Raw genomic sequence first — 23,613 nt, 5'->3', positions numbered from 1 at the left:
AACGAGATTCGGCGGTTGAAACGGCAACAACGCTTGATCTCTCCCCCTCACGGGAGAGAGGCTTTGGATGGCGACGTTGACGAGTGACTTTAATCAAACGAGATTCGGCTATTGAAACGGCAACAACGCTTGATCACTCCCCTCTCCCCTCGCGGGAGAGGGGCTGGGGGAGAGGGGCCGACCATGAAAGAGCACCATGTTCAATAAAATACTCATCGCCAACCGCGGTGAAATCGCCTGCAGGGTGATCAAGACCGCGCGCGCGCTCGGCATCGCCACCGTCGCCGTCCATTCCGACGCCGACGCCGACGCCCGCTTCGTCAAGCTGGCCGACGAGGCCTACCGGCTGGGGCCGGCCCCGGCGGCAGATTCCTATCTGCGCGGGGACTTGATCCTGGACATCGCCCGCCGCAGTGGCGCACAAGCCATCCACCCCGGCTACGGCTTTCTGTCCGAGAACGAGGACTTCGCCGCCGCCTGCGAGGCCGCCGGCATCGCCTTCATCGGCCCGCCCGCCTCCGCCATCGCCGCGATGGGCAGCAAATCCGCGGCCAAGGCGCTGATGGAGCAAGCCCGGGTGCCGCTGGTGCCCGGCTATCACGGCGAGCACCAGGAGCCGGACTTCCTGCGCGGCCAGGCGGACGCCATCGGCTACCCGGTGCTGATCAAGGCCAGCGCCGGCGGCGGCGGCAAGGGCATGCGCATCGTGGAAGCCTCCGCGGACTTCGAAGCGGCGTTGGCCTCCTGCCAGCGCGAGGCGCGCGCCAGCTTCGGCGACGACAAGGTGCTGGTGGAGAAATACCTGCCGCGCTCGCGCCATGTGGAAATCCAGGTGTTCGCCGACAGTCACGGCCAATGCGTGTATCTGTTCGAGCGCGATTGCTCAGTGCAGCGCCGCCACCAGAAAGTGCTGGAGGAAGCGCCGGCGCCGGACTTGCCGCCGGCCACCCGCGAAGCGATGGGCGCGGCCGCCTGCGCCGCCGCGCGCGCGGTGGGCTATGTCGGCGCCGGCACCGTGGAATTCATCATGGAAGTGCTGGCCGACGGCCGCCCCGGCCGCTTCTTCTTCATGGAAATGAACACCCGGCTGCAGGTGGAGCACCCCGTCACCGAGATGATCACCGGCCAGGACCTGGTGGCCTGGCAATTGGCCGTCGCCAGCGGCCAGCCGCTGCCGCTGTCCCAGGAGCAGCTCAGCATCAGCGGCCACGCCATCGAGGCGCGCATTTACGCTGAAGACCCGGACAAGGGCTTCCTGCCCGCCACCGGCACCCTCTACCACCTGCGCGCGCCGGCGGAATCCGCCGTCGTGCGCATCGACACCGGCGTCGTCGCCGGCGACAGCATCTCGCCCTTCTACGACCCGATGATCGCCAAGCTGATTGTCTGGGGCGAGGACCGCCGCCAGGCGCTGCAAAGGCTGGACGCGGCGCTGGCCGATTACCAGGTGGCCGGCGTCACCACCAACATCCCCTTCCTGCGCCGCATCGTCCAGCACGCCAGCTTCGCCGGCGGCCAGGTGGACACCGGCCTGATCGCCCGTCACCACGACGCGCTGCTGCCGCCGCCCGCCGCGCCGGACGCGGAGCAATTGGCGCTGCTGGCGCTGGCCGAGGCGCTGGCCGCGCCCGGCGGCTTCCCGGTGGCCGCCGGCTGGCGGCTCAACGGCGCGCTCAGCCGCAAGCTCGTGTTCCACATCGCCGGCCAGGACTATCCGGTAACGCTGCGCCATCTGGGCGACGGCTGCGAGATCGCCGCCGCCGGCAGGCTGTTCTCCGCCAGCGGCCGCCTGGACGGCGGAACGCTGCGCGCGCGGCTGGGCGATCAACAACTCGAAGCCGTCGTCGCCCGCAGCGGCCCGCAACGGGTGTTGTTCGCCGCCGGCAGCCGGCTGGAAGCGCAGTGGCTGGACCCGCTGGCGGTGGCCGCCGAGGAGGTTCACGGCGAAACCCATTTGAAAGCGCCGATGCCGGGCCGCATCGTCGCCCTGCTGGCCGCCACCGGCGTCAAACTCAACAAGGGCGACCCGCTGCTGATCCTGGAGGCGATGAAGATGGAGCACACCATCCCCGCGCCGGCGGACGGCGTGGTCAAGGCTTTCTATTTCGGCACCGGCGAGCAGGTCAACGACGGCGACGAGTTGGTCGACTTCGAAGCGGAGTGACACCTATGGACCCTATCATCATCAATCATCCCGGCCTGAATCTGGCCGGCTACAGCATCGCCACCCAGATGGAGAACGGCGACAATCTGCGCCAGATTCCCGAATTCTGGGGCGAATACACGGCCACGCTGCGCCAGCCACTGCTGGCGGCGCTGGGCCGCGCCGACGCCGCGGAATACGGGCTGATCCACGACTTCGACCCGGACAGCGGCCGCTTCGGCTATATGATAGGGATGGAGTGCGCGCAGCCCTTGCCGCTGCCGCCCGGCTGCGCGCGGCTCAGCACGCCGCCGACCAAGTGCGCGGTGTTCACCACCCAGCCGGCCGGCAGCGACGCCGAGTTCGGCCAGGCGATCCAGGCGGCCTGGCGCTACATCATGCAAGACTGGCTGCCGGCCTCCAAGCAATGGGAGCAAGCGCCGCTGGGCTCCTTCGAGCGTTACGACGGCCGCTGCGCTCCGGGGCTGCCGCAACGCCAGATGGACATTTACATCCCGGTGCAGCCGCGCCGCCGCTAACGGAGAGCCGAAGTGCCGCAAGTGAAGATAGTGGAAGTGGGTCCGCGCGACGGGCTGCAAAACGAAAAACAGCCGGTGAGCACCGCCGTCAAGCTGGAGCTGATCCGCCGCCTGGCCGCCAGCGGCCTGCGCACCATAGAAGCCGGCGCCTTCGTCTCGCCCAAATGGGTGCCGCAGATGGCCGGCAGCGCCGAGGTGCTGGCCGGCCTGGACCTAGCCGGGCCGGTGTCCCACCCGGTGCTGGTGCCCAATGAGCAGGGACTGGACGCGGCGCTGGCGGCCGGCGCGCGCGAAATCGCCGTGTTCGGCGCCGCCAGCGAAAGCTTCAGCCAACGCAATATCAACGCCAGCATCGCCGAAAGCCTGCAGCGCTTCGCGCCGGTGATGGCGCGCGCGCAGGCGGCCGGCGTGCCGGTGCGCGGCTATGTGTCCTGCGTGGCGGGCTGTCCCTACGAGGGCCGCATCGCGCCGGCCAAGGTGGCGGAGGTGGCCGCGCGGCTGCTGGACATGGGCTGCTACGAGATTTCTCTGGGCGACACCATAGGCGTGGGCACGCCGTCCAGCGTGCTGGCGATGCTGGAAGCGGTGAGCAAGACTGTGCCAATGTCGCAGCTGGCCGGCCACTTCCACGACACTTACGGCATGGCCATCAGCAATATTCATGCGTGTTTGCGCGCAGGAATGATGACATTCGATTCTTCGGTTGCCGGTCTGGGCGGCTGCCCTTATGCTCAGGGAGCTTCCGGCAACGTCGCCACCGAGGACGTGGTCTATCTGCTGCAGGGCGAAGGCTTCGACACCGGCGTCGACCTGGCCGCGCTGGTGGACACGGCCTGGTTCATCGCCGGCGCGCTGGGCAAGCTGCCGGCCTCCAAGCTGGCGCACGCCGTCGGCGACAAGCGCCGCGCCAGGCCGGAGCAATAACAAGCCGCCGCCCGTCCATGGGCCGGCGCGCGGAGAAAATATCAGGAGAAAGCATGACCCCCGACACGCCCATCTGGACCCCCTCCGCCGGCCGCCTGGCCGGCGCCCACCTGACCGCCTTCGCCAAGCTGGCCGAACTGTCCTACGACCGCAAACTGAACGGCTACGCCGAACTGTGGCGCGCCAGCGTGGCCGACCCGGCGCGCTTCTGGTCCTTGGTCTGGGATTACTGCGGCGTGATCGGCGACAAGGGCGCCACCGCGCTGAGCGACGGCGACAATATGCTGGCCGCCCGCTTCTTCCCGGAGGCGCGGCTGAGCTATGCCGAAAACCTGCTGCGCCGCGACGACGACGGCGACGCGCTGGTGTTCTGGGGCGAGGACAAGCTGCAGCGGCGCTGGAGCTGGCGCGAGCTGCGCGCCCAGGTGTCGCTGCTGCAACAAGCGATGCGCGGCGCCGGCATTCAGGCCGGCGACCGCGTGGCGGGCTTCATGCCCAATATGCCGGAAACCATCGCCGCGATGCTGGCCGCCAACAGCCTGGGCGCGGTGTGGACCAGCTGTTCGCCGGACTTCGGCGCGGACGGCGCGGTGGAACGCTTCGGCCAGACCGAGCCCAAGCTGCTGTTCTGCCCGGACGGTTATTGGTACGCCGGCAAGGCGGTGGACATCCGCACCAAGATGGCGGCGCTGGCCGAGGCGCTGCCCTCGGTGCGGCAAATCATCGTGGTGCCCTATCTGGGCGAAACCGGCGTGTTCGCGGAAAACGTGCCCAAGGCCATCACCCTGACGGACTTCACCGCCGCGTATCAAGCGCAAGCGCTGAGCTTTGAACGGCTGCCCTTCCGGCACCCGCTGTTCATCCTGTATTCCAGCGGCACCACCGGCAAGCCCAAGTGCATCGTCCACGGCGCCGGCGGCACCTTGCTGCAGCATCTGAAGGAACAGCAGCTGCACGGCGATGTGCACCATGGCGACCGCCTGTTCTACTTCACCACCTGCGGCTGGATGATGTGGAACTGGCTGGTGTCCGGCCTGGCGTCCGGCGCGGCGCTGATGCTGTTCGACGGCTCGCCCTTCGTCGGCGAAGGCCGCACGCTGTGGGACTACGCCGAGCGGCAGCGCTTCACTCACTTCGGCACCTCGGCCAAATACATAGACGGCCTGCGCAAGAGCGGCATCGCGCCGGTCCGGGAATGGAAGCTGGATTCGCTGCGCGCGGTGTTCTCCACCGGTTCGCCGCTGGTGGCGGAAAGCTTTGACTGGGTGTACGCCAACATCAAGGCCGACATCAATCTGGCCTCGGTGTCCGGCGGCACCGACATCGTGTCCTGCTTCGCGCTGGGTTGCGCCAGCCTGCCGGTCTACCGCGGCGAGCTGCAATGCCGCGGCCTGGGCATGGCGGTGGACATCTACAACGAGTACGGCCGGCCGGTGCGCGGCGAAAAAGGCGAGCTGGTGTGCACCCGCCCCTTCCCGTCGATGCCGGTGGGCTTCTGGAACGATCCCGACGGCGGCAAATACCGCCAGGCCTATTTCGGCCGTTTCGACAATATCTGGTGCCACGGCGACTACGCCGAACTCACCGCCCACGACGGCATGATCATCTACGGCCGTTCCGACGCGGTGCTCAATCCCGGCGGCGTGCGCATCGGCACCGCGGAGATCTATCGCCAGGTGGAGGCTTTCGACGAGGTGCTGGAAAGCATCGCCGTCGGCCAGCAGTGGCAGGACGACGAGCGCGTGCTGCTGTTCGTGCGCCTGCGCGCCGGCGCGCGGCTGGACGAAGACCTGCAGCAGCGGATCAAGGCGCAGATCAAGACCGGCGCCAGCCCCCGCCACGTGCCGGCCAAGATCATCGCCGTCGCCGACATCCCCAAGACCATCAGCGGCAAGATCGTCGAGCTGGCGGTGAAGAACGTGATCCACGGCCAGCCGGTCAGCAACCTCACCGCGCTGGCCAATCCGGAAGCGCTGAAGCTGTTCGAGAACCTGGACGAACTGCAAAGCTGAGCCCACGCGCGGCCCATGAAAAATCCCCGCATTGATTGATGAATGCGGGGGTTTTTAGCCTGCTTAACAAAACCCGGTTTTACCGCTGGGGCAAGGCGCGCCACGCAGCGTCAGGGGGTTTGCTCGCCGCTCTTATTGCTCATGCGGATGAATGCGCCGCAATAGCGCGAACATCATGTTCTGCTCGCGCGGCCGGGAGCCGTACCACAGCACTTCCCAACCCGGCTCGGCGATGCCCTCGTCCTCCGAGCGCACCACCAGCTGGTAGTCGCAGGGCGAGGCGTTGCCCGCCGGATAGGACACCAGGTCCAGGCCGGCGTAATAGCGCCAGCTGATCAGCGCCAGCTGATTGCGGCTCTCGGTCGCCACGCAGGCGGCGTTGGCCGGCAGCGCCTTCATCATCCGCTCCACCACCGGACGGTAGCTCTTGGCGGCGTCGAACCACGGCAGCCACAAGGTCATGCCCAAACCCCACAGCAGGGTCAGGCCCGCCGCCCAGTTGCTGATGGCCTGGCGGCCGCGCAAATGCTTGCGCGTCAGCGCCCACAGCCATACCAGGGTGGCGATCACCGCGCACACCGCGGCCAGGCTGGACACGTGCTCCTGATAATACGGGCTGAAATACTGGGCTCGCCCGGCCAGGCCCCGCGGCCAGCCGAAGTTCATCGCCGCCCAGCCGGCCCACACCAGGATAGCGAAGAAGCCGAAGGTCATCAGGCCGAACCAGTTGAGGAAGGCCGCCGCGCCGCGCTTGAGATTGTCCAGCTCCACCGCCGCCAGCAAGGACAGCGGCAGCAGCAGCGGCATCGCGTAAGTCATATTGGGACGGCTGGACAAGGTCAGCAGGATCAACACCACGGCGAAGAACATCAGCGGCAGTTGCAAGCGCGCCTGGTCCAGCCGTTCCCGGTTGCGGTACAAGGTCCAGCCGGCCAACGGCCAGGCCGGGAAGGCAAACCACAGGGCGTTCAGGCTGTAGTAGCCGAAGTCGTGGAACAGCTGCACCCGACCAAAACCGTTGAGCTGGCCCAGCGAGTACTCGTTCCACCACAGATTGAACGCGTCCGGATGGCTCTTGGCCAGCGCCAGCGGCCACACCAGGGAGGTGGGCGCGGCGATCAGCAAGGCCAGCAGCACGGTGATCGCGTATTGCTTGCTGCGCCAGGCGGAGAAGGCCGGCAGCAGCAAGACCACCATCCACAGCAGCAAGAGCTCCATCAGGCTGGCGCTGAGGAAGATGGCCGCGCTGGCCGCGCCCAGCAAGGCGCCGGCCAGACCGGGCGAACGCAGGGTCAGCGACAGCGCGTAGAAAGCGGCGGCGAAGCCGGCGAAACCGGCCACCACCGAGGTCAGCTGATGGCCGGTTTCCACCAGGCCGACGCAGCCTATCAGCACCATCACCACGCTGCGGCCGTGACGACGGCCGATCAGATCGCGGCCGGCCATGCCGGCCAGCAGCAAGGCCAGCGCCATGAACAAGGGCGTGGCCAGCCGCGCGGCATCGTGCGCCGCCAGCAGCCAGGGAGACAGCAGCTTGACCATGAAGGCCGCCACCCAGTAATACAGCGGCGGGCTATCCAGATAGGGCGCGCCTTGCACCGTGGGCAGCAGCCAGTTTCCGGTGTCCAGCATGCCCTGCACCGCCGCCAGCACGAAGGGCTCGTCCGGCTTCCACGGATCGTGGCCCAAGATGCCCGGCCACAGCCAGACAAAACACAGCAGCAGCAGAATCCACGGTTTTTCCGTGGGCTTGGCCAGGGTTTGGGATTGTTCCGAATAAGTGAGCATGAGTCTCGTTCAAACAGTTTCAGGGGAGCTCGAAAGATCTACCGCGCAGCCCGAGCGCTGCGGCGCGCCTTGCTCTCGAACCGCTCGCGACGGTTGTTCGAGGCCCCTTTCAATCAGCCGACGGCAAAGCGCCGCGCAAGCGAGCGATCAGAATGCGCCAATCCACCTTGCGCTTGGCGATGGAGTTGCGCAACTTGTTGCGACGGCGCTGGCGCTTGTGATCGGGATCGGCCTGTATCGTCTTCAGCCTCGCCTCATCCCAGGCGAATTCGCCGCAGTACTCGGCCTGGCGCGCCACATCCCAGTCCGGCGCCATGCCGGCGAACACTTCAGCCAGGTAGAGCGGCGCCTCGTAACTGTAGTTCCAGTAGTGGTGCAGCGCATCCCCCAGCGCCAGCGGCTGGCGGCCGTCGCAGGCCACCAGCGACCACGCCAGTTGCTCGGTCCAGTTGCGCGCTTCCACGCGCGGCAGCAGGAAATCGTTGATGTGCAAGGCGGTTTCAAAGAAGGGCACCATGCCGGCGGAGGCGCCGACCACGCCGGCGTTCCACATCGCCAGGCCCTGGGTGTCGGCCACCCCCATCTTGCGCAGTTCGGCGCCGTGCTTGTCCACCGCGGCCAGATAGTCCGGGAAGAAGCCGGGACCGAACACGCCCTCGTTGACGTGCATGCAGCTGGCGTTTCCTGCTTCCAGCCGGGCGAACAAGTCGTCCGGCACCCGCAGCCAGCGGGTATCGCAGTCCACGTACAAGACGGCGGTGCCCAGTTCGCGCGCCGCCTTCAGCATCACTTCCAGCTTGATGCGGTGCACATAGTCGAACTGGCCGCGATACGCCTGCAACTGCGCCCGGCTCAGGGTCTCGGTGCGGACCAGGGGATGCGCGGGCACGCTGTCCGGCGCGTCGGTGTACACCATGATCTTCACGTCCTGCCGCTGCTGCTTCAGCAGCAAATGCAACAGGCTCAACACGGAAAAGCGGGTCTGGTCGTAGTATTTCTTGCCGCCGTGGGACAGGTAAACGATGTGGATCGCCATGGCCTCAACCTTGCAGATATAGGTACGCGCGCCGCCGGCCGGAATCTGCCAAACCCTGCCGCCGCCGCGCCGGAATCATAGAAAAAAGGCAGCCTGAGCTGCCTTTTTCTGGGTGTCCAACGTATCCTCGGCGCTTAGCGCTTGAAGAAGCCGCCGAACTTTTGGTTGAACTTGTCAACGCGACCGGCGGTGTCGACGATCTTTTGCTTGCCGGTGTAGAACGGGTGGCAGTTGGAGCAAACTTCAATGCCGAACGCGTCCTTGGACATGGTGGACTTGGTCACGAACTGGCTACCGCAGGAGCAGGTAACGGCCAGGTCTTTGTAAGTCGGGTGAATATCGGTTTTCATGTGTCTTCCTTTCAAATCGGGTACAGGGGATTTGCCTGTACTGCTTGCGAAACTATCGATTATCCGCGCTTTGCCGCCGCTTGACAAGTGCCAAATCCACTGTCAACGGCGGCTCCTGCGGCTCAGGCGCGGCGCCAGACCGTGCCCTGGGCGCTGTCTTCCAGCACGATGCCCTTGGCGGTCAACTCATCGCGAATGCGGTCGGACTCCGCCCAGTTCTTGCCGGCGCGCGCATCCTTGCGCGCCTGAATCAAGGCTTCCACCGCCTCGGCCGACAACTCCTCGTCGCCGGCGCCGCCCTTGAGGAAGTCTTCCGGGTCGCGCTGCAGCAGGCCCAGCACGCCGCCCAGATCCTTCAGCAGGCGCGCCTGACGCGGATCGCGGCTCTTGTTGACTTCGCCGGCCAGCTCGAACAACACCGCCACCGCTTCCGAGGTGTTGAAATCGTCGTTCATCGCGGTCTGGAAGCGCGCGGCGAACGGGTCCTTCCAGTCTATGCCGGCGGAGGCCGGCAGCTCCAGGCCGCGCAAGGCGGTATAGAGCCGGGTCAGGCCGTGCTTGGCGTCGACCAGGATGCTGTCGGTGTAGTTCACCGGGCTGCGGTAATGACTGCGCACGATGAAGAAGCGGATCACCTCGCCGTCGAAATGGCCCAGCACGTCGCGGATGGTGAAGAAATTGCCCAGCGATTTGGACATTTTCTCGCCGTCGACATTGATGAAGCCGTTGTGCAGCCAGTAATTGACGTACTGGTGGCCATGGGCGCCCTCGGACTGGGCGATTTCGTTCTCATGGTGCGGGAATTGCAGATCCTCGCCGCCGCCGTGGATGTCGAAATTCTCGCCCAGATGATGACAGCTCATCACCGAGCACTCGATATGCCAGCCCGGACGCCCCGCGCCCCACGGGCTGTCCCAGGACGGCTCGCCCGGCTTGGCCGCTTTCCACAGCACGAAGTCCAGCGGATCGCGCTTGTGCGGGTCCACTTCCACCCGTTCGCCGGCGCGCAGCTTGTCCAGGGTGCGGCCGGACAATTTGCCGTAGCCCTCGAACTCGCGTACCGCGTAATACACATCGCCGTTGTCCGCGGCGTAAGCCTTTCCGTTGGCGATCAGCTTTTCGATCATAGCCACCATGCCCGGCACATGCTGGGTGGCGCGCGGCTCGAACGTCGGCGGCAACAGGCTCAGCGCGGCGGCGTCCTGGCGCATGTCGGCGATGGTCTCTTCCACCAGCTGCTGCGGCAGAATGCCGCGCTCGGCGGCGCGCTTGATGATCTTGTCCTCGATATCGGTGATGTTGCGCACATAGGTGACGTCGTAGCCGGACGCGTCCAGCCAGCGATAGATCACGTCGAAGGCCGCCAACATGCGCGCGTGTCCGATATGACAGAGGTCGTAGACCGTCATGCCGCACACGTACATACACACCTTGCCGGGCTCGATGGGTTTGAACTCTTCTTTCTGGCGGGTCAGGGTGTTATACACGGTCAACATGATGGAAACCTATTGGAGGTTGGGTCAAAAAAGAACGATTGTAACAGAGCCGTCAAGCCCTCCGCATCGTGATTGCGACGCGCCGCGCGGCCGGCGGTGCGCTGGGCCGCCAGATGGCGGATAATGGGCTTTTCTCCCTAGCCCTGGTCCGCCATGAGCCATACCCCGCTTTCCGACGCCGACTACCAACGCCTGGCCGCCACCCTGAACCGCTTCCTGCCGCAGCAAGGCATGAATCTGGAACATCTGGACGGCTTCTTTGCCGCCCTGCTCTGCGGCCCGGAACCGATCAAACCGACAGAATGCCTGCCCGCCATCATCGGCGACGCCTTCGACGACGATGCCGCCTTTCCCAGCGACAAGGCGCTGGAACAGTTCGCCAAACTGCTGATGGGGCATTGGCTGGACGTCTCCGCCGCGCTGCGCGAGGACGACGCCTTCCAACCCTGGCTGGAAGCGGACGCCGCCGGCGAGATCCGCGGCAACGACTGGGCCGAAGGCTTTTCCGAAGGCATGCAATTGCTGAACGAGGACTGGGGCCTGCTGTTCGACGATCCGGAGCAGGCGCCGCTGCTGGAGCCCATCCTGACCCTGGCTTTCGAGCGCAATCCGGACCCGGAAGTGCAAATGCCCGCGCTGACGCCCGAGCGGCGCCAACAATGCCTGGCCGAGCTGTCCGAATCCGTGCACGGCATCCACCGCTTCTTCTCCGCCATTCGCCGGCGGCTGGAAGAGGAGGAACAAGCGCTGGAACGCCGGCAGCGCAACTGAGCCGGTCAACCGGTCCGCGGCGGCGGCGTTGATAAGCAGGCCGGCGCAAGCCGCCTCCCACCGCCACAGGACCCGCCATGAACCCTATCGAAGCCCTGCTGTTCGCCGTCATCCAGGGCGTCAGCGAACTCTTTCCCGTCAGCAGCCTGGGCCACGGCGTGCTGATACCAGACTGGCTGCATTGGTCCATCAACCGCATGAGCCCGGATTTCCTGCCCTTCATGGTGGTGCTGCACCTGGGCACCGCCGCCGCGCTGCTGCTGTACTTCCGCCGCGATTGGCTGCAACTGACAGGCGGCTTCCTCAAGGCCGGCGGCAAGGCCTCCAATCCGGACGCCCGGCTGATGTGGCTACTGATCGCCGGCACCATCCCCGCCGGCTTGCTGGGCCTGCTGCTGGAAAAACAGCTGCGCGCGCTGTTCACCAGCACCACCGCGGTGCTGATCTTCCTCAGCCTGAACGGCTTGCTCCTGCTGTGGGGTGACCGCCTGAAACGGAAGCAAGCCCATCTGGACCTGGAGCGGCTCAGCTTCTCCGGCGCGATCAAGATAGGCGCGGGCCAGGCCCTGGCCCTGCTGCCCGGCTTCTCCCGCTCCGGCGCCACCCTGGTGACCGGCCTCGCCCACGGCCTGGACTACGCCTCGTCCGCGCGCTTCTCCTTCCTGCTGGCCACCCCCATCATCGCCGCCGCCGGCGTGCTGGAAGTGCCCAAGCTGGCGCACAGCCAGGTTTCCGCAGGACTGCTGCTGGCCTGCGGCCTGCTGTCCGGCGCCTGCGCTTACGCCAGCACCGCCTTCCTGATGCGCTACTTCAAGAAAAGCGAAATCGAGTCGCTGCGCCCGTTTGGCTACTACTGCCTGCTGGTGGGTCTGGGCGGTTTATTGGCCAAACTGCTTTGAGCGCGGAAACCGCATGGTTTCAATTTGAATGGCTGAACGATTTATCTCATTCAAATCAGATATATGAGTAAATTTTGAGCACAGCTTATTGGACTGATCGGTCTAGTGCTTTAGAATGGAAAAATAATATCCAGGGCCACTCTCGCCGGTGGCCCTAACTAATTTTTTTGAAGAATGAGTGTTTTGGAAGAAAAAAGAAACGAGCGCCTGCCGGCGGACCTGGCCAGGCGCGCAACCGCTATTATCGAACTGCCCGACGGCGTGCTGGTCACCGCGGCCAAAGGCGGCCGCTACAATCTTCCCGGCGGCAAGGCCGCCCGCGGCGAACTGCGTTCCCAGGCGCTGATCCGCGAAGTGCGGGAAGAAACCGGCTTGCGCATCAACTCCATGCTGTATCTGTTCGATCACATCACCCCGTTCAACGCGCACAAGGTCTACCTGTGCATCGCGCAGGGCCAGCCGCGCCCGCAGGGGGAAATCGAACGCATCGCCTTGGTGTCCTCGCCGGACACCGACATGGACCTGTTCATAGAGGGCCGCGCCATCCTGCGCCGCTACGCGCGGCTGCGCGGCGAAGTCACCGCCAAGGGCGACGCGCTGCGCGCGCTGCTGGGCCTGGCCCGCTACATCGCCAAGGTGGATTGAGCGCGCCGGCCCGTTCACGCGCCCTCCATGCAAAACAGGACATGCCTTGGCATGTCCTGTTCTTTTTTCAGCCTGCGGCTCAGATGCCGCTTGCGGGCGCCGAGCTCTCCGCTCCACGCGCGGCGTCGGCCACGCCGGCGGGCAAATCCACCCAGCCCGCCGCCGAACCCAGCGACAAGGCCCCGGCCAGCAAGACCATGGCCACCGGCGCGAACAACAACACCCCCAGCGCCACCCGCAGCCGGTGAATGCCCGACACCACGGCCAGCGCGTTGACCAACACCAGAATGCCGAAGATGGACAACACCCCGTTGACCGCCAGCGCCGCGTCGTCCGGCAGCCAGCTGGTCAGCGGTTCCACGAACTGCAGGCCGCTGGCCACCGCCACCAGGCCGAACAGCGAACCATGGCCGTCCCACTTGGCAAAACGCAGCCATAGGCCGATGAAGCCGGCGAAACACAGGGTTTCCGCCAGCGTGAACAACACCATGAACAGCATGCGGCCGGTCAGGTTGTTGCCCAGCTCAGCGGTGTCGGCGCTGGCCACCAGGCCCAGCGCGATCAGGAACAACAGGGTCTGCCAGCGCGGATACTGATACTCGCCCAGGGGCTTGACCCGGAAGCGCAGCAAATCCACCACATCGTCAATCAGCAGGCGCATGTCCGCTCTCAGTCAAAGACTACCGTCTTGTTGTTATAGGACAGCACGCGGTTGTCCATATGCCAGCGCACGGCGCGCGACAACACCACTTTTTCCAGGTCGCGGCCTTTCTGGATCAGGTCGTCCACTTCGTCGCGGTGAGAAATGCGGGTGACTTCCTGCTCGATGATCGGGCCCTCGTCCAGATCCTCGGTCACGTAGTGGCTGGTGGCGCCGATCAGCTTCACCCCGCGCGCAAACGCGCGGTGATAAGGCTTGGCGCCGTCGAATGCCGGCAGGAAGCTGTGATGGATGTTGATCACCCGGTCCGGATAGCGCTCGACGAAACCCTGGGACAGGATCTGCATATAGCGAGCCAGCACGATGAAGTCCACGCCGGCCTCTTCCAGCAGGCGGAACTGCTCGGCCTCGGCCTCTTCCTTATTGTCCTTGGTGACCTTGATCACATGGAAGGGAATACCGTTGAACTCCACCAGCCGGCGGCAGGTTTCGTGATTGGAAATCACCAGCGGGATCTCGCAGTCCAGCTCGCCGATGCGCCAGCGGTGCATCAGGTCCACCAGGCAGTGCTCGTACTGGGACACGAAGATGGCCATCCGCGGCTTGCGGGTGGACAGCGACACCTTCCAGTTCATCGCGTGTTCGTCGGCAATCGGCTGGAAGGCGGCGGCGAAGTTCTCCATCGGCAGAGTGAAGCCGTCCACATCCCACTGCACCCGCATCAGGAACAGGTTTTCGCTGGTGTCCTGATGCTGGTCCGCGTGCATGATGTTGGCGTTGTAGGTCATCAGGAAGTTGGCGATGGCCGCCACCAGGCCCTTCTTGTCCGGCGCGCTGATCAACAGCGTGGCCGATTGCTTGTCTTGACTCATGATCGGATTTGCTTACTGCGAACTAAAACCGTCGATTTTACGATAGCCGGGCCGCCAGCGTCTCGCTTTGTTTGCAAGCGCCGGCCCTATCGCGCGCCGATAAAACAAAAACGCCGCCGCCGCGGAAGCGGCGATGGCGTTTTGGGCTGAACGGCGCGCCGTTCAAGCGTGCATATTGGCGGAGTCCAGAGTGTTCTGCAGCAAGGTGGCCACCGTCATCGGGCCGACGCCGCCCGGCACCGGGGTGATGAAGCCGGCGCGCTCGGCCGCCGCGGCGAACTCCACGTCGCCGCACAGCTTGCCGCTGTCCAGACGGTTGATGCCCACGTCGATCACCACCGCGCCCGGCTTGATCCACTCGCCCTTGACGAAGTTGGGGATGCCCACCGCGGCCACCACGATGTCGGCGGCGGCCACTTCGGCGGCCAGATCGGCGGTGGCGCTGTGGCACACCGTCACCGTGGCGCGCGCCAGCAGCATTTCCAGCGCCTGCGGACGGCCGACGATATTGGACGCGCCGACGATCACCGCTTTCTTGCCCTTGGGATCGATGCCGTATTCTTCCAGCAGCGTCATCACGCCGCGCGGGGTGCAGGGACGCAGCAACGGCATCTTGATCGCCAGCCGGCCCATATTATAGGGATGGAAGCCGTCGACATCCTTTTTCGGGTCGATGCGCTCGATCACCGCCTGCGGGTCGATCTGCTTGGGCAGCGGCAGCTGCACCAGGATGCCGTCCACCTCAGCGTCCGCGTTCAAGCGATCGATGATGTCCAGCAGCGCCTGTTGGCTGGTATCGGCCGGCAGATCATAGGCCAGCGAACGGATGCCGGCTTTCTCGCAGGAGCGCTTCTTGCTGCCCACGTAGACCGCGGACGCCGGGTCCTCGCCCACCAGGATCACCGCCAACGCCGGGGCGCGCTTGCCCGCGGCCAGGCGCGCCTGCACGCCCTCGCCCACCTTGGCGATCAGTTTTTCCGCTACCGCTTTGCCGTCAATCAGTTGTGCTGCCATGGGCCGGTTCCATAATAGAGGCTGAAAAAGAAGGCGCATATTCTCGCATTTTTCGGCGGCCTCCGAAATGCCGCTGCGCAACAAAACTTACTTAAGATCAAGATAAATAAAGGGAAGTGCCGCCCAGCCCGCCGCCCGGCCAATATCGCGCCCCTGGCCGGCCGCAATTTAATTACAAACAGGTGTTGACAGTCCAAATCGCCATCCGTATAGTTGCGGTCTCTGTCGTCGGGGCGTAGCGCAGCCTGGTAGCGCACCTGATTTGGGATCAGGGGGTCGCGAGTTCGAATCCCGCCGCCCCGACCAGCAGTAAGGCGAAGCCCGACCGAGCGCCCGTAGCTCAACCGGATAGAGCACCGGCCTTCTAAGCCGGGGGTTACAGGTTCGAGTCCTGTCGGGCGCGCCAAGTAATTGTGGTACAATGCAGTGCTTGTTTTCAGTGGTGGATGTAGCTCAGTTGGTAGAGTCCAGGATTGTGATTCCTGTTGTCGTGGGTTCGAGCCCCATCATCCACCCCAAATCTTAAAAAAACCCGGCCAAACGCCGGGTTTTTTCATTTTAGCGACTCATAAGGTCAGTTTTGGGCCTTGTCTGACAGTTCAAGCTCCGTATAATCGAATACATTTGCATGACACCGCTTGACTGACGACGACACCCACCACCATGACCACCATGCAGCCGATCAAGCGCCAGACGCTCACCAGTGCCGTAACCGAATCCCTGCGCCAGCGCATTCTCTCCGGGGAGTTCGCCGATGGCCAACAACTGCGCCAAGAGGCGCTGTCCAATGAATACGGCGTCAGCCGGGTGCCGGTGCGCGAGGCGCTGCGCCAGCTGGAAGCCGAAGGCCTGATCCAGATCATCGACCACAAGGGCGCGCTGGTGTCCAAGCTGTCGCTGGAAGACGTGCTGGAGCTGCTGGAAATCCGCGCGATGCTGGAAGGTTCGGTGCTCAAAGCCGCCATCCCCTGTCACACCAAGGCCGATCACGATCTGGCCCAGCAAACCCTGCGCGAATTCGAACAAGCGCTGCGCAACAACGACGTGCGCCACTGGGGGGAATTGAACTCCCGCTTCCACCTGGCCTTGTACCGCGCCGCCAAGCGGCCCAACACGCTGGCGCTGATCGAGCAGCTGCACAACAAGACCGACCGCTACACCCGGATGCAGATCCTGTTCACCCGCACCATGGAGCGGGCGCACGAGGAGCACAGCAAGCTGCTGGAACTGTCCCGCCAGGGCAAGGCCGACGAGGCGGCGGAATTCATCCGCTTCCACATCCTGTCCGCCGGCCACGCGCTGGAAGACTATCTGCGCGGACAGAGCCAGCAAGCCGCCCTGAGTTGAGGCCGCTGCGCGTTCAGATTTTTTGAATCTGACGCGCAATTCTTTGCGCTATCAAGCGCGTCGGCGGCGCGCAATAATCCGGCCATGTAAACCGCCGGACGCCAGTCCGGCCCCACAGGGAGACATGGCCATGCAACACCCATTCATCAGCCGGGAAGCGGAAGGCCTGGTCAACGGCCAGGCGGTGTCGGACGGCGCAGGCGTGCGCCTGCTGCGCGTGCTCGGCTCCGATCTGCAAAGGCGGCTGGACCCTTTCCTGATGCTGGACGAATTCCGTTCCGACAATCCCGACGACTACATCGCCGGCTTTCCCAGCCATCCGCACCGCGGCTTCGAAACCATCACCTATATGCTGGCCGGCCGCATGCGCCACCGCGACAATACCGGCAACGAAGGCCTGCTCGGCCCCGGCGGCGTGCAATGGATGACCGCCGGCCGCGGCATCGTGCATTCCGAACTGCCGGAACAAGAGGATGGCCTGATGCACGGCTTCCAGCTGTGGCTGAACCTGCCGGCGGAGCGCAAGCTGTGCGCGCCGTGGTATCGCGACATCCCCGCCGCCGAGATTCCGTCTGCGCCGGCCCAAGGCGAGGCCCGCCTGATCGCCGGCCACTGGCGCGGCCAGGCCGGCGCGGTGGAACGCGAAGCCACCGAACCGCTGTACCTGGACCTGCGTCTGGACGCCGGCAGCGAAGAGACGCTGGAAATCCCCGCCGGCCACAACGCCTTCCTCTATGTTTACCAAGGCGAGATCGCCGTCGGCGCGCAACAGCGCGGCGTCAAGGCAAGGCAGATGGCGGTACTGGACAACCGCGCCGACAGCGACGGCGTCAGCCTCCGCGCCGCGGCCGACAGCCGCTTGCTGCTGATTGCCGGCAAGCCCCTGGGCGAACCCATCGCGCAATGGGGCCCCTTCGTGATGAATACGCGCGAACAAGTGGAAGAAGCGATAGCCGATTTTCGGGACGGCCGCTTCTGACCCTCAAACCCTAAGCTGGAGCCGCCATGCCGCTGCTTACCCAAACCATCGCCAGCCTGGACCGCGACATCGGCTTTCCGGTGCGCCGGCTGCTACCCACCCGCCAGGCGCGCCGCGTCGGCCCCTTCGTGTTTCTCGATCACATGGGCCCGGCCCGTTTCGCCGCCGAAGGCAGCGCCGGCGATGTGCGGCCGCATCCTCACATCGGCCTGGCCACCGTCACCTATCTGTTCTCCGGCGCGATGATGCATCGCGACAGCCTGGGCACGGTGCAGCGCATCGCGCCCGGCGCGGTCAACCTAATGACCGCCGGCAGCGGCATCACCCACTCCGAGCGGGTGCCGGCCGACATCCGCCAGCAAGGCGTGGCGGTGGAAGGCATGCAGCTGTGGCTGGCGCTGCCGGATGAACTGGAGGAATGCGAGCCGGCCTTCGCCCATTACCCGGCCGAGGACTTGCCCCACTGGAACCAAGACGGGGTGGAACTGAACCTGCTGATGGGCGAAGGCTGGGGCCGTCGCTCGCCGGTCGCCTATCCGCTGCCGGTGTTCTACGCCAGCGCCGCCATGCCGGCCGGTGCGCGCTTGGCGCTGCCGCAAGGCGTGGACGAACTGGCCGCCTATGTCGCCGCCGGCGAACTGGACGTGGACGGCGCCGCGCTGAACGCCAACGAATTGGGCCTGCTGCGAACCGGCCAGGGCGGCGAACTGATCGCGCGGCGCGACAGCCGGGTGATGCTGCTGGGCGGCACGCCGCCGGCCAGCCCGCGCTATCTGGACTGGAACTTCGTGTCCAGCCGCCGCGAGCGGCTGGCCCAGGCGCGCGCGGACTGGATCGCCCAGCGTTTCCCGATGGTGCCGGGCGAGACCGAGTTCATTCCCCTGTAATAACAGCCACTCCAAAACAAAACCCCCGCCAGTTGCCCGGCGGGGGTTTTCGCTTGGATCAAGCGTCTTACTTGCTCTGGATGCCGCCTTTCACCACGGTCGGCGTATTCTCATGCTCGGCGCGGATCAGCGGCGCCTTGCCGGAAGTCACGTCGCTGACCGCCTGCTTCAGGATGCCGGACGGGGTGCTGTTCAGCTTGACCCCGCCGCCGCCCTTGTAGCGCTCGGTGGCGATGTCAGCGGTTTCCACCTTGGAATCGCCCAGGTCCACCTTGCCGTTGGCGGACGACACGGTCGCGCCGGTCAGCTGGGTCTTGCCGCCCACTTGCAGGGTCACGCCGTCGGCGCCGGCGATGCCGGTAACGACGCCCACCGAGTTGTCGCGCTTGACGCTGACGTCCACGTCGGCCTTCAGCTCGGTGCCCTTGTCCTGGGCGTTCAGCAGCTTGTCCTTCAGCGTATTGCCGCCTTTGCGCGCCAGCGTGTCCAGCGTGCCGGACTTGGCCGGGCCGGAAGTCGGCTGCTCGGGCAGGGTGACGGTTTCGCTGTTGGCGTTGAAGCTCACCGCATTGGTGGTGTCTTCCTTCAGGCCCTTGTTGAAGGCCAGACTGTCGTACTTCTCCTTCACCTTGTCGGACGCGGCGTTGACCAGTTCGGCGCCCTTCTCCTTCACCTTATCCTTCAGCGGGCCGGCCTTGTCGGCGACCTGATCGACCAAGCTGGCCTCCTTGCCGTTGGAGCTGTTGACGCCCAGCGCCACGTCCACCTTCACGCTGTTGTCGCGATCCTGACGGCTCTCCAGCGCCAGCTTGCCGCCCACCTGGCCAGTGACGGTCTTGCCGCTGACATTGGCGCCGGCCAGGGTGGCGTTGCCTTCGGCGTTCAGTTCCACTTGCTGCTTGGCGGTCACGGCGGCGTTGGCGTTGCTCAGCTTGTCCTGCTGATCCACCTTCACCTCCAGGCCGGCCTTGATGTCATGCACGTTCTTGGTGCTGTCAGGCTTGATCTGGCCGTTTTCCTTGTCGCTGCCGGCCTTGTTGCCGCCGCCGATATTGCCGGCCACGCTCCAGTTGTTGCGTTGGTTGCTGGACTGCGCCGACTCCAGGCGGATATCGCCCTGGCTGTCCAGCTTGGCGCTGTCGCCCTGCACCTGGGTGCCGCTCAGGCGGATGCCGCCGCTGCCGGCCGCTATGCTGGCTTTGCCGCCGCTGACCACGCTGCCGCCGGTCTGGCTGCGGCTGGACTCGTCGGTGCTGGCGTAATTGCCGCCGGCGCCCACATTGAAGCCCTTGCTCGCCTTTTCCTGACCATTGCTCTGGCTGCCTCCGGCCTTGAGATCGAAGCCCCACTGGCTGCCGGACTTGTCGGCGCTGGATTCGGCGGCCTTGAACTCCACCTTGTCGCCCTGCAGCGTCACGTCGCCGCGGCTGGCGATCTTATCGCCCTGCAGACCCAGCTTGCCGCCGGCCGTCAAGCTCACGCCGGCGTCGGCGTCCACGCCGCCGGTCACGGCGGTGCTGGACTTGGCTTGCTGCTTGTCCACGTTCACCGCCACCGCGCCGCTGCCGCCGACATTCTTGCCGCCGCCCTCGATCGGACTGGTGGTGATGGCCAGATTGGCCTTGCCGCCCACGGTGCGCTGCTCGCTGCTGCTGCTGTTGTTGGCCTGGCTGAAGCTCAGATCGCCGCCCGCGTTGACGCTGGCCGCGCCCTTGCCGCCGGCGATGGCCACGCCCTGGTAAGCGGCGTTGTTGTCCACGTCCACCTTGACGCCGTTGCCGGCGCGGATGCCGCCGGTGACCGCGGTGGAGCTGGACGAGGCGCTCGTCACCGTGCTGCCGCTGCCGGCCGCCTTGACGTTCACATCCTCGCCGGTGGTGGTGTAGACGCGCACGCCGACATCCGCCTCGGTCTTGCTGCCACTCTGGCTCTGGGTATTGGCTGCGGCGCTGAACTGGTGGCTGTCCGCCTTGATCTCCACCGTGTTGCCGGCCTGATACTGGGTGCCTTGATCGCTGAGCCCGGCCTTGGCGTCCACCTTGATATTGCCGCCGTTCAGGCTGCTGGCCTGCGCGGTGCTGGATTGGCGGGTCTCCGAGCCGACGCCGGCCTTGACGCCGACATCCACGCCCAGATTGGCCGCGCCCAGATCGCCGGCGGCGCCGGCCGCGCCGATCACATCGCCCTTGGCCACTTTTTCGCCGGCCGCCACCAGCGGACGGGTCACGCCGCTGTAATCGGCGTTGACGCCCACTTCCACGCCCCAATGACTGCTGTCGGAGGTGGTTTTCTGGGTGCTGTTGGCCGCCTGATTGTCGATGCGGCCGCCGGCCAGCTTGATGTCGCCATCAGCCTTGACCTGGGCGCCCTGGTTGCGGATGTCGCCGTCGCCGTTGCCGGCGACGATGCTGACCCCGCCCTTGGAGTTGATCGCGCTGACCTGAGCCGTGCTGCTGTCGGACTGGCTGCGGCTGTTCTTCTGGTCCACGCCCAACGCCACCCCGGTCTTGTCCAGGCCGGCGTCGATATAGAGGCCGCCGCCGGTGACGCTGCTGCTCTTGCTTTCCTTCACCGTGTCCTGCGCCGCGTTCAGGCTGACGTTCTGGCCGCTGAGGGCCGCGCCGCCGGCGCCGGCGTTCAGCTTGGAGCCGGTCACCGTCAGATCGCCCTGAGCATTGAGCGCCACCTTGTCGCCGGACAGCGTCGCCGCCTGGTTCTGGGTCGCGTCGCGGTCCACGCTGCTGCTGCTGTGCTCGATGCGCACGCCGCCGCGGTACTGCTTGTCGCCGGTGATGTCGCCGACGCCGCGCAGCGCCAGCTCGGTGTCCTTGCTCTTCACCGTGTCGCGGGTCTGCGACGCCGCCACCTTGATGTCGCCGTTGGCGGCCACGTTCAATTCGCCGCCGGCGCGCACCTGGCTGCCGCTGATCGCCACGTCCTTGGCGGACTGGATGCTCAGATTGGTGTCGGACTTCAGCTCGGCGTTGACCGCCTGCTGCTGGCTGGCATTGCCCTTGCTGCTGCTCTTAGTAATGTTGAAGGCGGTGCCGCTGCGCTGATCGGTGCGGGTTTGCGATTGGTTGACCACGCTGTCGATGCTGATGTCGCCGTTGCGGCTGATCGCCACCGCGTCCCGCTCGCCGCGGGCGCGGCTGCCGGCGATGGCCACGCTGTCGCCGCGCAGCGTCAGCTTGCCGCCGGCGGTCAGATCGCTGCCGGTGTTAACGGTGTCGGTCTTGCCGTTGTCGCGGTTGCCGCCGCCGCCGATGCCGCCCCAGTACACCTGGTCGTTGCGCTGGCTGTTCTGGTTCGTCGTCTGCTGCACGCCCAGGCCGAGCGCGCCGCCCGCGTCCAGGGAGGCGTCGCGGCCGGCGGCCAGCTTGGCCGCCTTGGCGTCGATATCGCCGCTGGCGCGGATATCCAGATCGCGGCCGGCGCGCAGCTGGCTTTGCACCAGGCGTTGCTCGCTGGACGCATGGTCCCAAGAGCCGGTTTCCAGGCTGGCGCCGTCGTTCTTGCGATTGCCCCTATCGCTGCGGGTATCGGTTTCCGTCACGCCGCTCAGCTTCACGCCGCCGTCGGCCTGCAAGCGGATGTCCTGGCCGGCGCTGACGCTGCCGCCGCGGATGGCGATCTGGCCGCGCGGCTGCGCGCCGTCCACCGCCTGGTTGTCCGCCGCCGCCGCCGCCGCGGTCAGCGTGGCGTCCTGCTCGGCGCGGATGCGCACGCCTTCCTGACGCTGGCTGGTTTCGCTTTGGTCGCGGTTATAGGCCCAGGAGTTTTTCCAGGCGTGATTGCTGTTGCTGGACGCGCTGTCCGCCACTTGGCTGTCCAGCGTCAAATCCTTGCCGCTGAGCGCCACATTGCGGCCGCTGATGTCGGTGGCGGCCAAGGTCGCCGCGTCGCCGGCGCTGAGGCTCACATCGTCGCGCGCGCTGATGACGCTGCGCTTGATGCGGGTATCGCTGCCATTGCTGGCGGTATTGGTTTCACCGGTTTTCCAGATGAACCAGCTCTCATCGTGGCCGCTGTCTTGGGTGGTGGAGGTTTCCGCCCGGCCGCGGCTGTCGATCTGGCGCGCGGCCAGGGCCACCTTGCCTTCGCTGGCGCGGATCTGCGCGCCTTCCAGCGCCAGTTTGCCCTGGCGCGCGTCCACCGACACTTCCTGCGCGCCGTTCAGGCTGCCGCCCACATTGACGCCGGCGCCGTCGGCGGTGCTGATGATATTGATGCGGCCGGCCTGCATCGCGCCCAGGAACACGCTGTCCAGCGAGCCCACGCCTTCCGGCGCCTTATCGCTGCGCAACACCTTGGCGTCCTGACCCTGGTAATCCACCAGGTTGAAGCCGGCGCGGACATTGAGTTGCTCGCGCGCGGCGACATTGCCGCGCACATCGATGCGCGGCGCGATCAGGTCCAGCACGTTGACGCCGCTCAGACCGGCGCCGTTGACGCTGAGCGCGTTGCCGTTCATCGCCGCCTGCAAGGAGGCGATGGCGCCGTTTTCGATATTGGCGTTGCCCACCAGCAGCGAAGCGCGCGGCGTGTTGATGAAGCCGCAGCCGCTGCAGGTGATGCCGTTGGGGTTGGCCAGCACATAGTCGGCGGCCTTGCCGAACACTTCCTGCTTGCCCAACAGCAAGGACGGGTTGCGGCTGATCACTTCGTTCAAGATCACGCTGGCTTCGCGCCCGCCCAGCAAGGCGTTGGCGCCCAACTGGCCGGCCAGCTGCGATTGGCCGCCGGCGGCGGAGTTGTTGAACACCGCGCCGGGCTTGCCGACGTTGAAATCCTGGTATTGGTTATGCGACAGGCCCGCGGCGCTGGGCGCCACGATATTGACCACCGCCGCGCCGTTGGCGGCATTGCTCACCTGCGGCTGCGCGCCGTTGCCGCCGGCGACGATGCCGGCCGCCATCGCGGCTTCCACCGCCCAAAACGCCAGAGTCAGCGCCGCGGCCACTTTCCCCGTTACCGATAAGCCGAAATTTATTTTTTTCTTCATGATTTGAGTCCCGTTCATTCAGAGAACAAGCAGATCCGGTCCAAAACCGTCTATCCAAACGCCCCATGTTTCGTGGGCCTCTCCAGCCTGCCAGCCGGATCCGCCCACAATGAAACATACGTTTGATTTCGAATCTACGTCTCTTTTTAAATCAATTCAAATGAAATACTGCCAATATCGCTTAGTCGCTTTCGCAGCTAATTTCTTTCAAAAAATATTCACGACAAAAAATAAATGCCAAAAGC

Annotated in this window: 18 protein-coding genes and 3 tRNA genes; 13 read left to right on the top strand and 8 right to left on the bottom strand. The window is 65.6% G+C overall.

Annotated features, from left to right (window positions below; translation table 11 throughout):
• Nucleotides 1-196: 196 nt before the first annotated feature.
• The 4 genes from ACODRW_RS22160 to ACODRW_RS22145 are packed head-to-tail and all read left to right on the top strand — an operon-like array spanning nt 197 to nt 5,618.
• A complete protein-coding gene (locus ACODRW_RS22160) occupies nt 197-2,164 on the top strand; it encodes an acetyl/propionyl/methylcrotonyl-CoA carboxylase subunit alpha (protein WP_488906706.1) in 1,968 nt (655 codons plus the stop codon).
• Between the two features lie 5 nt (nt 2,165-2,169).
• The gene (locus ACODRW_RS22155) at nt 2,170-2,682 is read left to right on the top strand and encodes a GyrI-like domain-containing protein (RefSeq protein ID WP_488906705.1); all 513 of its coding nucleotides are present in this window, start codon (nt 2,170-2,172) and stop codon (nt 2,680-2,682) included.
• A gap of 12 nt (nt 2,683-2,694) precedes the next feature.
• Nucleotides 2,695-3,606, top strand: coding sequence for a hydroxymethylglutaryl-CoA lyase (locus ACODRW_RS22150; RefSeq protein ID WP_253315254.1), 912 nt, complete (start codon nt 2,695-2,697; stop codon nt 3,604-3,606).
• A 53-nt stretch (nt 3,607-3,659) separates the two neighbouring features.
• Entirely contained in the window at nt 3,660-5,618 is a 1,959-nt protein-coding gene (locus tag ACODRW_RS22145; RefSeq protein WP_488906704.1) for an acetoacetate--CoA ligase, read from the top strand.
• A 132-nt stretch (nt 5,619-5,750) separates the two neighbouring features.
• Here the strand turns inward: ACODRW_RS22145 and ACODRW_RS22140 are convergent, their stop codons facing one another.
• The 4 genes from ACODRW_RS22140 to cysS all read right to left on the bottom strand — a co-directional run bounded on the left by ACODRW_RS22140 (nt 5,751) and on the right by cysS (nt 10,288).
• Nucleotides 5,751-7,406, bottom strand: coding sequence for an ArnT family glycosyltransferase (locus ACODRW_RS22140; protein ID WP_107799961.1), 1,656 nt, complete (start codon nt 7,404-7,406; stop codon nt 5,751-5,753).
• A gap of 109 nt (nt 7,407-7,515) precedes the next feature.
• Nucleotides 7,516-8,442 (bottom strand): hypothetical protein, encoded by a 927-nt coding sequence (locus ACODRW_RS22135; RefSeq protein ID WP_488906703.1) that lies wholly within the window; start codon nt 8,440-8,442, stop codon nt 7,516-7,518.
• Nucleotides 8,443-8,576: 134 nt separating this feature from the next.
• A complete protein-coding gene (gene rpmE, locus ACODRW_RS22130) occupies nt 8,577-8,792 on the bottom strand; it encodes a 50S ribosomal protein L31 (protein ID WP_488906702.1) in 216 nt (71 codons plus the stop codon).
• A 122-nt stretch (nt 8,793-8,914) separates the two neighbouring features.
• On the bottom strand, nt 8,915-10,288 hold the full coding sequence (gene cysS, locus ACODRW_RS22125) for a cysteine--tRNA ligase (protein WP_488906701.1): 1,374 nt from the start codon (nt 10,286-10,288) through the stop codon (nt 8,915-8,917).
• 153 nt (nt 10,289-10,441) lie between these two features.
• Here cysS and ACODRW_RS22120 point away from each other — a divergent pair, with 153 nt between their 5' ends.
• The 3 genes from ACODRW_RS22120 (at nt 10,442) to ACODRW_RS22110 (ending at nt 12,603) form a co-directional block, all read left to right on the top strand.
• Nucleotides 10,442-11,059 (top strand): UPF0149 family protein, encoded by a 618-nt coding sequence (locus ACODRW_RS22120; RefSeq protein WP_107799964.1) that lies wholly within the window; start codon nt 10,442-10,444, stop codon nt 11,057-11,059.
• A 77-nt stretch (nt 11,060-11,136) separates the two neighbouring features.
• The gene (locus tag ACODRW_RS22115; protein ID WP_227107330.1) at nt 11,137-11,958 is read left to right on the top strand and encodes an undecaprenyl-diphosphate phosphatase; all 822 of its coding nucleotides are present in this window, start codon (nt 11,137-11,139) and stop codon (nt 11,956-11,958) included.
• A 174-nt stretch (nt 11,959-12,132) separates the two neighbouring features.
• Nucleotides 12,133-12,603, top strand: coding sequence for an NUDIX hydrolase (locus ACODRW_RS22110; protein WP_048414591.1), 471 nt, complete (start codon nt 12,133-12,135; stop codon nt 12,601-12,603).
• 79 nt (nt 12,604-12,682) lie between these two features.
• Here the strand turns inward: ACODRW_RS22110 and ACODRW_RS22105 are convergent, their stop codons facing one another.
• From ACODRW_RS22105 to folD, 3 genes are all read right to left on the bottom strand, one after another.
• Nucleotides 12,683-13,264 (bottom strand): hypothetical protein, encoded by a 582-nt coding sequence (locus ACODRW_RS22105; RefSeq protein WP_107799966.1) that lies wholly within the window; start codon nt 13,262-13,264, stop codon nt 12,683-12,685.
• A gap of 8 nt (nt 13,265-13,272) precedes the next feature.
• On the bottom strand, nt 13,273-14,136 hold the full coding sequence (gene purU, locus ACODRW_RS22100) for a formyltetrahydrofolate deformylase (RefSeq protein ID WP_048410466.1): 864 nt from the start codon (nt 14,134-14,136) through the stop codon (nt 13,273-13,275).
• A gap of 162 nt (nt 14,137-14,298) precedes the next feature.
• Nucleotides 14,299-15,150: a bifunctional methylenetetrahydrofolate dehydrogenase/methenyltetrahydrofolate cyclohydrolase FolD gene (folD, locus tag ACODRW_RS22095; protein WP_227107328.1), complete on the bottom strand. Its 852-nt coding sequence runs from the start codon at nt 15,148-15,150 to the stop codon at nt 14,299-14,301.
• Between the two features lie 229 nt (nt 15,151-15,379).
• Between folD and ACODRW_RS22090 the strand changes: the two genes are divergently transcribed.
• The 6 genes from ACODRW_RS22090 to ACODRW_RS22065 all read left to right on the top strand — a co-directional run bounded on the left by ACODRW_RS22090 (nt 15,380) and on the right by ACODRW_RS22065 (nt 18,363).
• Nucleotides 15,380-15,456: transfer RNA gene (locus ACODRW_RS22090), tRNA-Pro, on the top strand.
• A 23-nt stretch (nt 15,457-15,479) separates the two neighbouring features.
• Nucleotides 15,480-15,556, top strand: a tRNA-Arg gene (locus ACODRW_RS22085).
• Between the two features lie 36 nt (nt 15,557-15,592).
• Nucleotides 15,593-15,668 (top strand) — tRNA-His (locus ACODRW_RS22080).
• 145 nt (nt 15,669-15,813) lie between these two features.
• Nucleotides 15,814-16,497 carry a GntR family transcriptional regulator gene (locus ACODRW_RS22075; RefSeq protein ID WP_107799968.1) on the top strand — a complete coding sequence of 228 codons (684 nt, stop codon included), beginning with the start codon at nt 15,814-15,816 and terminating at the stop codon, nt 16,495-16,497.
• Nucleotides 16,498-16,627: 130 nt separating this feature from the next.
• Nucleotides 16,628-17,476, top strand: a complete 849-nt coding sequence (locus ACODRW_RS22070; RefSeq protein WP_488906700.1) for a pirin family protein — start codon at nt 16,628-16,630, stop codon at nt 17,474-17,476.
• A 26-nt stretch (nt 17,477-17,502) separates the two neighbouring features.
• Complete coding sequence (locus ACODRW_RS22065) at nt 17,503-18,363, top strand: pirin family protein (RefSeq protein WP_488906699.1); 861 nt, start codon at nt 17,503-17,505, stop codon at nt 18,361-18,363.
• Nucleotides 18,364-18,430: 67 nt separating this feature from the next.
• Here ACODRW_RS22065 and ACODRW_RS22060 read toward each other — a convergent pair whose 3' ends face one another.
• Complete coding sequence (locus ACODRW_RS22060) at nt 18,431-23,368, bottom strand: hemagglutinin repeat-containing protein (protein WP_488906698.1); 4,938 nt, start codon at nt 23,366-23,368, stop codon at nt 18,431-18,433.
• Between the last annotated feature and the right edge of the window lie 245 nt (nt 23,369-23,613).

This window comes from Chromobacterium sp. FG89, assembly GCF_057808735.1.
This window is presented reverse-complemented; position numbering and strand designations above follow the sequence as displayed.

Coding starts and splice junctions, on each gene's coding strand:
- ACODRW_RS22075 (WP_107799968.1), top strand. CDS start 15,814: ATGACCACCATGCAGCCGATCAAGCGCCAGACGCTCACCAGTGCCGTA.
- ACODRW_RS22070 (WP_488906700.1), top strand. CDS start 16,628: ATGCAACACCCATTCATCAGCCGGGAAGCGGAAGGCCTGGTCAACGGC.
- ACODRW_RS22135 (WP_488906703.1), bottom strand. CDS start 8,442: ATGGCGATCCACATCGTTTACCTGTCCCACGGCGGCAAGAAATACTAC.
- cysS (WP_488906701.1), bottom strand. CDS start 10,288: ATGTTGACCGTGTATAACACCCTGACCCGCCAGAAAGAAGAGTTCAAA.
- ACODRW_RS22155 (WP_488906705.1), top strand. CDS start 2,170: ATGGACCCTATCATCATCAATCATCCCGGCCTGAATCTGGCCGGCTAC.
- ACODRW_RS22120 (WP_107799964.1), top strand. CDS start 10,442: ATGAGCCATACCCCGCTTTCCGACGCCGACTACCAACGCCTGGCCGCC.
- ACODRW_RS22140 (WP_107799961.1), bottom strand. CDS start 7,406: ATGCTCACTTATTCGGAACAATCCCAAACCCTGGCCAAGCCCACGGAA.
- ACODRW_RS22160 (WP_488906706.1), top strand. CDS start 197: ATGTTCAATAAAATACTCATCGCCAACCGCGGTGAAATCGCCTGCAGG.
- ACODRW_RS22105 (WP_107799966.1), bottom strand. CDS start 13,264: ATGCGCCTGCTGATTGACGATGTGGTGGATTTGCTGCGCTTCCGGGTC.
- ACODRW_RS22060 (WP_488906698.1), bottom strand. CDS start 23,368: ATGAAGAAAAAAATAAATTTCGGCTTATCGGTAACGGGGAAAGTGGCC.
- ACODRW_RS22115 (WP_227107330.1), top strand. CDS start 11,137: ATGAACCCTATCGAAGCCCTGCTGTTCGCCGTCATCCAGGGCGTCAGC.
- ACODRW_RS22110 (WP_048414591.1), top strand. CDS start 12,133: ATGAGTGTTTTGGAAGAAAAAAGAAACGAGCGCCTGCCGGCGGACCTG.
- purU (WP_048410466.1), bottom strand. CDS start 14,136: ATGAGTCAAGACAAGCAATCGGCCACGCTGTTGATCAGCGCGCCGGAC.
- folD (WP_227107328.1), bottom strand. CDS start 15,150: ATGGCAGCACAACTGATTGACGGCAAAGCGGTAGCGGAAAAACTGATC.
- ACODRW_RS22065 (WP_488906699.1), top strand. CDS start 17,503: ATGCCGCTGCTTACCCAAACCATCGCCAGCCTGGACCGCGACATCGGC.
- rpmE (WP_488906702.1), bottom strand. CDS start 8,792: ATGAAAACCGATATTCACCCGACTTACAAAGACCTGGCCGTTACCTGC.
- ACODRW_RS22145 (WP_488906704.1), top strand. CDS start 3,660: ATGACCCCCGACACGCCCATCTGGACCCCCTCCGCCGGCCGCCTGGCC.